The sequence below is a fragment of the Candidatus Symbiopectobacterium sp. NZEC127 genome (assembly GCF_025962675.1).
In the GTDB taxonomy this organism is placed as follows: Bacteria; Pseudomonadota; Gammaproteobacteria; order Enterobacterales; family Enterobacteriaceae; genus Symbiopectobacterium.
Map to the genome: position 1 here is coordinate 253914 of NZ_JAGFPG010000002.1, position 12570 is coordinate 266483.

At 48.7% G+C, this 12570-nt stretch carries 7 protein-coding genes; all 7 read right to left on the reverse strand.

The annotated features are described in order from the left end of the window. Nucleotides 1-61: 61 nt before the first annotated feature. Complete coding sequence (locus J5069_RS11245) at nucleotides 62-5425, reverse strand: S8 family serine peptidase (RefSeq protein ID WP_264643978.1); 5364 nt, start codon at nucleotides 5423-5425, stop codon at nucleotides 62-64. A gap of 25 nt (nucleotides 5426-5450) precedes the next feature. Continuing rightward, nucleotides 5451-5972: a DUF5625 family protein gene (locus J5069_RS11250; protein ID WP_264643979.1), complete on the reverse strand. Its 522-nt coding sequence runs from the start codon at nucleotides 5970-5972 to the stop codon at nucleotides 5451-5453. A gap of 66 nt (nucleotides 5973-6038) precedes the next feature. Then, complete coding sequence (locus J5069_RS11255) at nucleotides 6039-7460, reverse strand: HlyD family type I secretion periplasmic adaptor subunit (protein ID WP_264643980.1); 1422 nt, start codon at nucleotides 7458-7460, stop codon at nucleotides 6039-6041. A 94-nt stretch (nucleotides 7461-7554) separates the two neighbouring features. Beyond that, a complete protein-coding gene (locus J5069_RS11260; RefSeq protein WP_264643981.1) occupies nucleotides 7555-9705 on the reverse strand; it encodes a type I secretion system permease/ATPase in 2151 nt (716 codons plus the stop codon). Nucleotides 9706-10447: 742 nt separating this feature from the next. After that, the gene (ccdB, locus tag J5069_RS11265; protein ID WP_264643982.1) at nucleotides 10448-10753 is read right to left on the reverse strand and encodes a type II toxin-antitoxin system toxin CcdB; all 306 of its coding nucleotides are present in this window, start codon (nucleotides 10751-10753) and stop codon (nucleotides 10448-10450) included. Nucleotides 10754-10755: 2 nt separating this feature from the next. After that, nucleotides 10756-10974, reverse strand: coding sequence for a type II toxin-antitoxin system antitoxin CcdA (gene ccdA, locus J5069_RS11270; protein WP_264643983.1), 219 nt, complete (start codon nucleotides 10972-10974; stop codon nucleotides 10756-10758). 58 nt (nucleotides 10975-11032) lie between these two features. Then, nucleotides 11033-11776, reverse strand: a complete 744-nt coding sequence (gene mobC / locus J5069_RS11275) for a MobC family replication-relaxation protein (protein ID WP_264643984.1) — start codon at nucleotides 11774-11776, stop codon at nucleotides 11033-11035. Nucleotides 11777-12570: the final 794 nt, after the last annotated feature.

Consider the following 12570-nt stretch of genomic DNA (forward strand, 5'->3'; position numbering starts at 1 on the left):
GGCGAAAATAACAATCAGTCAGGCCTGTGGTTATATTAACCACAGGCCTGACTGATAGCCGTTAGTGACTATTAACGGCTAACACAGACTGGAATCGTTGTTGTGCTGTATCAGTAAACCGGGAGGTTACGGGTGCTGGCGGCGCGAAAGCAGCCATCGCTTGCACCAGATAGTCCACATTACTGGTCATCAACCGCTGAGCGTTATCCGACACAATAGCAACGGGCTGTTCAATTAACGCAGCACGCTTAGGTCTTGTGGCTGTGGGCACCACATTCGGCCTCGGTTCAGCAAAGAAGAAGTCAGCAGCACTGACTTGCGAAGTGTCCAGACTATCGAGGTAAAGCAAATTCACGTCTGAATCTGTGCCACTGGCTCCCTTGTAGCTGACTTCAACACCATGAATCTGTGACAATCCATTGATGGTGCCTCGATTTTGTTTAACGACTGTGAGCTGGTTGAAGTCTGTAATACCGATTTGGCGTAAATCAATTTTATCAATGCCGTGACGGAAACCCCGCAAGGCATTCTGATAATCGTTAACACCGGGTTGAGCCTTAACCACAAAAACATCAGATGCTGCATTATCACGACTATAAACCTTACCATTCAGGCTAAAAACCATCTGGCCCTGCGCATTGGTCGTGAGCATAACGCCTTTTCCACCTCCGTTAAGAATTACGGTTCCCAGCCCAGTTGCGGGTTGCATTACTGCAACATTACTTTCTGTATAGGCTTTTGGAGCAAGAAACGCATCCTGGAAGGTAAAATGTTTCGCACTGATAGCAGCAACAACCTGATTTTTGAGTGTAATAGTCTGATTTTTACCCAAATCAACTTTGACATCACGCCCTTGCTGCATCAGCCGTAGATTGGCAAAGGTTTTTCCGGTAAAACCCACTAAATCGATGGTTTCATCGCGAGCAGCCTGAAAATTAGTAATGATATCGCTGCCCGCATCGCGGCGATGTACCACAAAAAAGTCCTTACCGTTGCCACCTGTCAACGTGTTGTTCCCTCGCCCACCATCCAGGAGTGCATTACCGTTACCCGCGAGCAACGTATCGTTGCCATCTCCCGTAACGATATTCTGAATGTTTGCCGGGTTTCTTATCGTCAGCATCGCGCCGCCAATTCTGGCAACACCTGAGGCCAGGTTAACTAACGTGTCCCGCATAACGGCAGCTGTATTAACGGTATTTCGACCTCCGGGCACTCCATTAACAGCATCATCCAGCACTTTGCGGTTGGCTTGTCCGGCGAATGATGCGCTATATTCATCGGTGTAATAATAAGTGTCATCCGACGTGCGCTTGCTACCGTACAACCGTAGTGACCAGGCATTTAAGGTAATCGGCAAGCCAGAGCGCGCATCCGTTGCCTGAATTGTCCAGTTACCTGCCGAATGCTCACCCATATCATGTGTCGACATAAAGCTGTATTTGAATACCCCCGATTGGCGACTGCCGGGATCAGTTGCACTGGCTCCTGGCATCCCATCGGGAATTTTTCCTTGCCGATTGAGCAATAGACTTTGGGTGCCTTCAGGTGAGATGAGTTTGAGTGTCAGATCGCCAAGACGGCCAACCCGTGCGTCAATATCGATCTCAACATGCTCAATCTTTAAACCAGCCTTTATCGCAAGAGACGCGATTAGCGTTCCACCAGCATTCACCGTCTTATTAATTTGCCCGCTTGACGCACTGTAAACGAACTCGTTGGCTGCCGTACTTTGTGCCATCCAGGATTCGGACAGGCGTACAGCCGCACGTGCATCGACCATGCCGAAACCGTAATCATTGCTGGTATGCATGCCTCCACCGTTCCAGTTACGACTGCTGTTATCGTGCCATGTCGTGGAGGGATCATTGATCTTGCGCGCAGACAGCGCCAGTATCTGTTGTACATCCCGGTAGCCTAGATTGGGGTTCGCCTCAAGCATCAGCGCAACAATACCAGAGACAATCGGTGCAGCAAAACTGGTGCCTTGCATACTACTGTAATTGTTACCAAATGTTGAGCCTCGTTCAGTTTCCAGCATTTGGCTGGTTGAGACCACATTGCTTCCCGGAGCCGAAATCAATATGCTGGCCCCCGGGTTTGAGAAAGGAGATGACCCTATTTGCAGTGTTGATAAATCACCCTGCGCATTGATTGCACCCACCTCCACGGAAAAACGGTTGTTACTGGTCAAGGAGCCTTGAGCATTACCCCCTGACGCACGCTGGTTTCCACTGGCAGCGACAATGATGGTTCCTAACCCTCCCCGGCCATTCGCTGCCGCATAGTGTGCATTCATACTCAGCGAAGAACCGGTATTGATAGAACCGTCCTGAAAGTTGCTTAGCGCGAAGTCGTTGGTAAACCCCCAGCTGTTATTAGCGACATCAAAACTGACCATATGCCCCAGACCGGCAAGATCAGCGCCGCGACTGGTAAGATGATAGCCACCCAATGTTGCCCCATGGGCCACACCGACGCCGCCAATAGTGTTCTTTGTCGCCACCATCACGCCCGCGACCATGGTGGCATGATTAGAAACCTGTTTAGGCAACGTGCCACTGCTTTTTTGTGTCTCAAGCCAGGTTTTATCAATGTTGGCGGCAAGATCAGGATGGGTGATATCAACGATTTCGGGTTCGGTAGCAAATTCACCGCCCGGTTCAAACTGGCCAATACGCACGCCTTTGCCGGTGTAATCTTTCCAGACCGGCAATATATTGACATCACTCAAATACCATTGCTGGGCAGCCAGCGGATCAAGAGGCACATCCGGCGTTAGCAACGCAACCACAGCCCGCATGGGGGCGGTTTTTCCACCATTCAGATTCACAACGGTCGCAGATGGATTCCCTGTAGTGTCTAATACACCATATTTGAAACCCATTATGCCGGTATAGCGAACATCAGGTGTAAATAACACATCCCCTTGCGCATTAAGGCTAACCGTTCCTCCTAATGCATCGCCAACGTTAGCAATGCGTAATGTCCCTTTGCTATTCAGTTGCAGATCGTTAGCTAACAGGCTTTGTGCGGAAATCACATGGGCTTGCCTTCGATCAAAATCCTTGCCGTTGTTATTTTTCCTCAATGCATCTGCGACAGGCATTGCATTAGGGGTGTCTAAATCAACGGATGAAATATCTGAGAAATTGAGCTTTTGGATATTTTTTAGCGTTACAGTGCCATCACGTTTCGCCACCTTATCCGCGACTTGATACCCAGTACTGGTGCGGGTAATGCTATAGTCACCATAGTTGCCATGCAGGTTAACCACATTCACGCCACCATCACCATCAATAACAGCATTGCCATGCCCGACTTCAATGATATCGTCGCCAAAACCGCCGAAGATTCTATCTGCGCCGCCACCGGCATAGATGATGCTGCCCGCCTCAGCGGCATAAATGGTGTCCCCCTGTGGGCCAGCGTAGATAACCGCCTTACCGCTGCCACCAATGAGGGTATTGTGCCCGCTGCCGCCGACCAGCACATCGTTGCCCATACCGCCGACCAACATTGCATCACCGGAGCCTCCTTTGATAAAAACACCGTTGACACCTCCACTCCTGATGGTGTCTTTGCCACCACCACCCTGCGCCATGACCAGACCCGCCTGTGCCAGGTTCAATTCCATGCCCTGGTTACCAACAATGATGGACGTATCGCGCCCCCCATTGCCATGAATGTTTTTGGTATCATCGGAGGCACTGATAACAAAAACATCGTCAGCGGCACCGCCAATATAGGTATTGCTGCCCGCGCCTCCGGCCAGCCAACTGCCAGTGCTTGCGGCGATCAGTCTGTCATTACCGCTTCCGCCGTGCAGATTGCGTACCTTCAATTGCGCAGCGTCCAGCGTTTCGCCAACCTGACTGGTACTGACGTAAGCCGTCGTGGTGGAACCCTCCGAGGTTGACGTCACTCGCGTGCCTGCGCCTTGAACGCTCAGGGTGTTACTGACCGGATCGCCAAGAAAATCAACGGAGAGCATTTCTCGATTTTTGCCGTTAAGGGTGAACGATCCGCTGGCGATGATACGGTTTCCGAGACGAACTTCCGATTTATCGGTGGCGTTAACGTTAAGTTTGCTGATGCCCAACGCCGCCAGCGTTTTAAGCTCCCCCGCATCGACCTTCGCATCGTGGGAGCCATCAACCCAAACTCGTAATTTTCCCCAAACGGGATCTCGCGCATCGATAACACCGTCTTTGTTAGCATCTTCACTGGCTAACGCGGCAAAGCCATTCTTGAATTTTTTGTTACCTGCCAGGCCATGAGAACCTGCCTCGCCATCGTAATACTCAGAGAACATTTGGCTGGCATTGGTAACTTGGCCGTTCCCAGAATCGCGAACCAAGATCCCCGTATGCTTGTCTGCCCAGCCGGTACGCTTGAGAGTGCCGCTGTTGTCGGTATCAAACAGCACACCGTCTCGAATATCGGTTAATTGGACGCCAGTGCCGCTCAGATCCAATAACAACGGGTCGACATACACATTGAGTGTCGTCATCGCTGACAGGCCATTCAGCGTCGCGGCATTGTTCAGACACTGTTGAGGCTTATTGGCATCCGGAGTCTGATAAAAGCGTGACAAGTAAGTATTCGGTCGCGCGTTGGGGTCACGTTGTGTTGCACCGGGACGAATACCGCCCGTCGCGAGGCTGGACATTTGGGTTGAGGTAAAATCGGTTTTATTAAGCATCCCGCCGGAGGCAAAAATATTGTGTGTCGCTGAATGGGCGATATACCCATTGATGACATCCTGTGTTGCTTTATTTTCCCCTTCAACCTGTTGCTGTGGCTGGGGCGAGGGTTTGGTTTCAATACCGATCAGGCTATTTCCCGTTGGTCGGGAATGCTGCTCCTCAGGGGTAAGCCATAAGCAGGCGGAAACCCCCTTCTTTTCGTAATATTCACCGTGGCGTGTCAGGTCATCACGCAGAATCTGTGCGCCATGGGTAAATAGTAGATTGCGCAAAGGGACAACGTTATTATTGGGAAACAAATTTCCCCCGAAATTGTTTTTATTGTAGCCAATCACTTTTAATGAGGTAAAAACAAAATCGACACAACTGTTGGTTAGTACGCGATAGCGGGTATCATCAAAGCCCGCTGTATTTGGTTCTGTTGAGAAGTCTAATAATTTATCGTAGTTTTCTTTTGTTAATTCAACGGTGACCTCATACGAAGTTTTTTGGTAGGCGGCATCATCCAAGTTGGTTTTTTGTCCCGCCCCTCTAATCTGGTCATATTTTGATTCAAACCCATAGCTTTTGCTTTGTTCTCCATCGCTCAACACATACCACATGTGACCACCAGGTGAAGTATGAACATCACCAGCTTTATGCTCCCCCTTATCTGCCTGATAAATATAGGATGCTCCTTGGGGAGATACTTTGTATGTCACAGTATATTTTTTCATTATCACAACTCCTTTGTTAGATTAATCAGATTTTGGGATTAAAAAAATCAACATCAAAAAATGATAAAATACCGTTAAACTCGGGGGTGTCACTCAGGGGGGAGACCGTTGCCTGATAGTTTCCAGGGGGTAATGTCAGTATATTTAAATTACGCACCGCAGTGTTTATTTCTTTTCCTTCATATCTGATATGCTGGGTCCATTCAGTTCCAATAGATTTTATCTTTTCATCAAAAAAGACATGGCCATCTTTAACAATGACCAGAGACACCGTGAGCGCTACCCCCCTCTCATCTTGCTCCCCAAATATATTGAAGCGCCTACGCCTTTCATTAAAATCACTCCCGGTATCAAATAACAAAGCAAAGCGATAATCTCCCTTTGTATGGATTTTAAAATCAAAACGTGCCGTTTGCCCTGCACGCGTCACATCAATCGGTTGATAAAGATGAAGCGGTTCTGTGCAGGCTACTAGCCAGAAACAGGCCAGCAGTATCATTTTATTTTTTCGATATCGTAACCATGTTATTACCGTTGCGATTATCATTGTTCGTTTCCTCGTGTAATGGGATCACAGAAAATCGAATCATTTAGGGTATGCCTTGGGTTTCAACTATCGTTCACGTAAACTCTCATCCAAATATTCCTGTAGCGGACTCAGGAAAAAATCAATGACCCTTCGCTGATCGGTTTTTATTTCGGCTGTCACTATCATGCCGGGTGATAATGGGACACGCCGTCCATTGACCAATACGTGATCAGATTTCAGACGAATACGGCTGCTGTAAACCAATCCCTGTTTTTCATTCTCAATAGCATCATTCGACACATTGAGCACCTCACCATCGACGGTTCCGTAACGGGTAAAGGTAAAGGTTTCCACTTTGACAGTGACGGCTTGGCCCACATTAACGAACCCGACATCTTTGTTTTCCAATACAGCTTCAACCTCTACCGGTTGATCGACAGGAACGATGACCATCAGCGGTTGCGCCGGAGTCACTACGCCCCCCACCGTATGAATGGCCAATTGCTGAACGGTGCCGTCCACCGGCGCTCTGAGGCTGGTCAGCGTTTTCTGATATCGTGCCTGAGCTAACGCCTGGACTCGACTGGCGACCTTCTGTTCGGCCTCTTGCTGAAGATCAAGCATGCTCCTTCGATTTTGTGCAATAACCGCTTCCCGTCGACGCTGCGCTTCATCCAACGCGGCGGTATATTGCTGCACACTGGACTGCTGCACGCTGAGTTGGCGCTGCAAGTCCAACCGTGTTTGCTCTTTTTCCAGGTATTCATGTCGGGAGACATAGTGTTTGGCCAGCAACTGTTGGTAATCTTCAGCCAACAGTGAGACGATCGGTAACGTTTGTTGCAGGCTGGCAACCTGAGCCTCGGCAGATTGAATTGCGGCACGGCGTTGCTGAATTTCAGCATCGACCAAGGCCAGGCTGCTGCGGTATTCCTGATATTGGCCTTGCAGCCAACGCTGAGCACTCAGCACTTCATCCTGACGGGCACTGGCGATCGTTCCTATCCCTGGCAACGACCCTGCGGGAGGAGGCTGATTGATGGCTGCAAGCATAGCAGCACTGCGTGCACTGTCGATACGCGCGGCTAACAGCTCACTTTCGATGCGGCTCACGTCAGCGCTGACCACCGTGGGATCGAGTTCCACCAACAATTCACCCGCTTTCACGGCCTGACCGTCATTAACATGAATGGCTTTGACCACCGCCGCTTCGCTGGGCTGAATCAGTTTGGTTTTACCATTAGGCACCACCTTTCCTGATGCCACTGCCACGATTTCTATCGTACCGATAAATGCCCAGAGCACCCCTAAAACAGCAAAACTGATGATACTCCACAGGAAAATTCGAGGTGCAGGATGAACAGGTGTTTCCTGTAACGCTAACGCCGCGGGCAAGAATTGCAACTCATGAGCAACTCTTGGCGCGGCATCCATACTTTTACGTTGCCGCCAGGATTGACCCCATACATGGCGGTAACGCTGTAGCAAGGAAAACGCGGCGTTCATGCTAAAAACTTACAGGTGTGTTGACATCCATATAAACCAACCATCACGCTCTCCATCCAGGTTTATGTCCGTGTTAATGTCATCGTCCTAACGTCTAACACTGCTGCATTCGGTACAATTTGGCGTAGTGGCCCTCTGGATGCGTAACTAATTCATCATGAGTGCCTTGTTCCACTAGTTGGCCGCGCTCCATGACCAGGATACGGTTTGCATGGCGCACCGCTGACAGTCGGTGAGCAACAATAATGACGGTGCGCCCTTGGCAAATACGCTGCATATTCTGCTGAATGATGCGTTCTGATTCGTAATCCAACGCGCTGGTGGCTTCGTCAAAAATTAAGATGCGGGGGTCACCGATTAGCGCCCGGGCGATCGCTACGCGTTGTCGTTGACCGCCCGAAAGTGATGCGCCATGTTCACCCACAACGGTGTCGTAGCCCTCGGGCAGTTCCAGAATGAACTCATGGGCTCCCGCCATGCTGGCGACATGCATAACCTCATCAAGTGGGATACCTGGATCGCTCAACGCGATGTTTTCACGAATGCTGCGGTTGAATAGCATATTGTCTTGCAGCACAACCCCTATTTGCCGACGCAGTGAGGAGACGTCTGCTAACGCCAAGTCCATTCCATCCACAATGACACGCCCTCGTTCAGGGACATAAAGCCGCTGTAACAGACGCGTCAACGTACTCTTTCCAGAGCCAGAACGCCCCACTACGCCAATAACGTCTCCTGCATTAATGTCAAGATTGATACCCTGCAACACTTCAGAGCCATCAACCCGATAACGAAAATGTACTTGTTCAAACTCAATGCGCCCACGCAGTGGCGGCATGGTACTGCGCGTAGCCTGAGACAATTCAGTGCGGGAATTGAGGATATCGCCTAGACGCTGTACGGAAACCCCCGTTTGCTGAAAACTGGTCCACAGTTGCGCCAGGCGCATGATAGGGCCGCTGACATGGCCTGCCAGCATATTAAAAGCAATCAATTCTCCCACTGACAGATGTCCATCGATCACCAAACGAGCACCGAGCCAAAGTGTAGAAACTGTAACGAGTTTGCCAATCAGCGACACGCTTTCATTGGCCAGCGTAGACAGGAACTGTGTTTTAAAACTTGCAGCGACATAAGCGGCCATCTGATTATCCCACTTACGAATGATCTGTGGTTCAACCGCCATTGACTTTAAGGTATCGATCCCATTAACGGCCTCAACAAGGAATGCCTGGTTTTCAGCGTTACGGGTAAAACTGTCTTGTAATCGTTTACGTAGCAGGGGGGTCACCAACAACGAGACGAGTGCGTAAATTGGTAAAGACACCACAACAATGAGGGTTAACCAGCCACTATAAGACAGCATAACCAGGATGAACGCCATAGAACACAGAACGTCTATCATCACGGTAATAGCGTTACCGGTAAGAAAACTGCGAATGTTCTCCAACTCGCGTACACGTGCAACAGAATCACCCACCCGTCTGGCCTGAAAATAAGCCAACGGTAAATTGATTAAATGCCGGAAAAGACTTGAGCCCAACTCCACATCAATTCGACTGGCGGTGTGCGCAAACACATAGCTGCGTAGCGTACTCAGAGCGGATTCAAACAACATAATGCCCAGCAGACCTGTCGCCACAACATCCAATGTTGTGAGCCCTTGATGTACCAGCACCTTATCCATGACGACCTGGAAGAACAGGGGGGTCACTAATGCAAAGAGCTGCAAAGCAAAAGACCCTACGAGTACCTCACCCAATAGCCTACGGTATTTGACTATCGCAGGGATAAACCATGTGAAGTCAAAACGCGAGAATTCTCCCGGCAATGCGTTACTCGAACACAGTAGAACCAACTGTCCGGTCCAACGTTGTTCAAGCTGTTCAAAATCAATGACATGGGGGTGTGGCGAGCGTGGATCATGAATCAGAACTTGTTTTACATCTTGTTTGGCTAAAATGAAAAATGTCCCATCCCGATCAATGGCAATCGCAGGTAAAGGCGTATGTTCAAGTCTGTCAACCGTGGTACGCGCTGACTTCGCTTTGAAACGCACTTTACGTGCAGCAAGCAACAGTTCTTGCAAACCAAAAACCTGATTGGCGGTAGAGAATTCATAGGTAAGTTGTTCTGGTGAAATAGCAATGTTATGGAAGCGGGCCAGCATAACCAAACAAGCAAGTCCTGTATCTAATTCAGGAAGAGCAGGAGGTAAGTCAGCATCCTCTTGTTCTTTTTCCATTTTGCCTCCATGCCTTATATTACAAACGGGTAACATCCTTTAAATAGCTGATACAAATAGTAGAATGCTTAATAAACACAGTTATCATTTTTCCGTTAAGTATCTCTTATTGATAAAGTTATTATCAGAGAAATCATGAGAAAAAATTTTTCCAATCGCTTATGGTATAAGGCCTTTAAAAGGTGATGTGGCACTAAAAAACAGTCAGATAATAGGGGCGTAAATTTATTTTTTAATAAATTAATCATTGTTTATAAGTTCCCTTTAATATTGTGTTTTCATTCGTGTTTCCATAAGTTAATTAGCACCCGATGTAAATAATAAATGTAGATTGCTGCATATTCAATATCGATTGTCTAAACGATGATCATTTTTTATCACGCATTGAAACTTGGAAATATTCTGCGTAGGTCTGTGAGGGATGGGGGGATTAGATCCTCACTTGTAAGTGCGTATATCTATATCTGAAAGGGTTTTCACCACACCTACCACTTTCAGCTTTTTCTCATGAGTCTCTTTTTCTTAAACGTGTGAATGCCTTGGTGTCTATGGGAGATTTTGTGAAGTAGAGATGCAGGAAGCATTGGAAAATCTCGTAAAATTCTGGTGTATTGCGAGAGGCCCCTGTGTAGGTATCTCAATAATCAATCTAATTTATATTTGGAGATCTCTTAGAATATTAATGTCGTCACGGGGGATGAGCGCTATGCGTAAATCGCGATTAGAATATACATAATACCTCTCAAATCCCCCAAAACATAAGATTAATAGCATCCTTAATCTCATCGGCATACTCGCCAAGATCCGCGATTTCTTCCCCCATAACCTCAACCGGAACGCTCGATAGTTCCGTCGTCATCAGCCGATAATCTTCCCCATCAATGCGAATCAGCGGAAATAGCGTTTTATTCACCTTCTCAGACAGGTGATGCGCTTCGATAAGCGGGATAGCCATACGCCGCTTAGGCGTCTCGACAATATCGCTTTGCACATCAACAAACATTGTGTAGTGACTGGCTCTTTTATATTGATAAACAATGAATTGCATGATCACCAATTCCTGTTTTCATCAGCAAAGGAGCCATTCTGTGCGATAAATCGAGCGACTTCCTCCATCCCTTCGCGGTTTTCCTTCTTCCACTCTTCAGCCTTGATTCGGCGGGCTTCTTTGCCAATAACATCATTCACCAGCCCAGAGATATTGACTCCGGCAGCACTCAGGACCTGATAATTGTCCTTGTCTACGGTAACGCTAACGCGGTGTTTCATGATAGTGCTCCTCTCGTGTGCATACTTTGAGTATATACTCCGCGTGGTTGTTCAGCAATTAGTCAAAATTCAACGCCAACCGTTTAAGCTCCTCAACCGTATAAACCCGAAAAACGTTGCGGTGCTTCGCTTCAAGCGGGATACGCTGATGGCTGACAATAGCGTATTTCACGCTATTGAACATCCGCTCAATAGCTCGCTTTATCTGCGGATCGGGCACGATGTAGAAGACGTACATCCAAAGTTTTTGAGTACGAGTTATCAAATGCTGGGTGATTATCGCCTGATAACGGGCCTTGGTTTTCAGATGGCGCTCAGCTTCAACGGCGATAACCGTCCCGTCTGGTAACGTTATCACCCCTGCAGGGCGATGATACACCTTATAGCGAGTGAGGAATGTTGAATCAGCGCCGCTGATCCACCCATAAGCGCCTTTCTTCTCTAGAAGGAGGCGTGCTAGCTGACGATCAAGGCGCTGCATCAGCGTCCAGCCTGTGACTTTAGAGGGCTCAAACCGTGCAGGAAAGCCATCCTCATGGGGTGTGATGACAACGGATAATCCGTCATTGGTGATCCCCCACAGAGAGATTTTCACCATTCTGGTGTTTATTTCATGCTTTTGGACCAATCCCATGCTAATGGCTTTCGCCAGCAATAGATAAAGCGGTTTGTGATTTTTAAAATCAAAAAGCAGCATCAGGTTTTTAAAACTACTGTAGGTTTCTTGTTTTAGAAAATTGAGCAGGACTCGGATCTTTTCGTGATTACGCGCCCGTCGTTCACTGTAATCGTAAATAAGCATGCATCCTCCTTCACATTGTATTGGACTGTTCTCTCTTTCGGCTTTATCGCCTCATTGCGTGGGGGAATACCTTCGCCCACTGGCATGAGTCGACGTCATGAGGCGATCTTGTGGGGAGAAAGAGGTGACCGCGACGCGGTCATGTGCCGGAAAATACATTTCCCGGCACAAAACGGCATGCGCCAGTTCATGCGGGCTGGACGCCCTTATTCCCTGGTGCATGGGGGTAATGTCGCGGCTGGACGCCGCACCAAAACCCCCAAGTTCAACGGCGGCACACCGTCGCGCGCTACGCGCGACTAACCCCTTTGAGACGCCGTTTTTTGCCCCTTTTTTCTTTTGCCCGTTCCGGTCAGCGAAAAAATAGGAAAACGACTTCAAAGTGGTTAGTCGCGCCACGCTACCGGCTTTTGGCCGGAGACTTAGCCGCGACGGTGTGCGGGGCAAGCCCCCCACAAAAACCGGCATTCTGGGGAATGCCTTTTTGCTCGCTGGGGCGGCAAAATTTTTGCGGCTCCCCCCGGCCTGCTCGGTTCCCCTCGGGGGGAACGCTCGCCGGTGGGTTCGGGCGAGGCAAATTAGCCATTTCTGCGAAATGGCATTTACTCGCCTCACGCCACTGGTTAATTCCTGCGGAGCGCAGAAATTAACAAGCTTAAATTCGTCGTGCTTGGCGGTTACGCAGGGCTGCATTTTATTCCCCTGTTGAAGTATGTCGTTGGGGAATGCTAGCGAGAAAGGGAAGGTGTGACGTTAAATAACTCAATATCGAATGTGATGAGTTTTTGGTTATG

Bases quoted from the DNA above. Each gene is read 5' to 3' on its own strand.
- J5069_RS11250 (WP_264643979.1), bottom strand. From the start codon at position 5,972: ATGATAATCGCAACGGTAATAACATGGTTACGATATCGAAAAAATAAA.
- mobC (WP_264643984.1), bottom strand. From the start codon at position 11,776: ATGCTTATTTACGATTACAGTGAACGACGGGCGCGTAATCACGAAAAG.
- ccdA (WP_264643983.1), bottom strand. From the start codon at position 10,974: ATGAAACACCGCGTTAGCGTTACCGTAGACAAGGACAATTATCAGGTC.
- ccdB (WP_264643982.1), bottom strand. From the start codon at position 10,753: ATGCAATTCATTGTTTATCAATATAAAAGAGCCAGTCACTACACAATG.
- J5069_RS11245 (WP_264643978.1), bottom strand. From the start codon at position 5,425: ATGAAAAAATATACTGTGACATACAAAGTATCTCCCCAAGGAGCATCC.
- J5069_RS11260 (WP_264643981.1), bottom strand. From the start codon at position 9,705: ATGGAAAAAGAACAAGAGGATGCTGACTTACCTCCTGCTCTTCCTGAA.
- J5069_RS11255 (WP_264643980.1), bottom strand. From the start codon at position 7,460: ATGAACGCCGCGTTTTCCTTGCTACAGCGTTACCGCCATGTATGGGGT.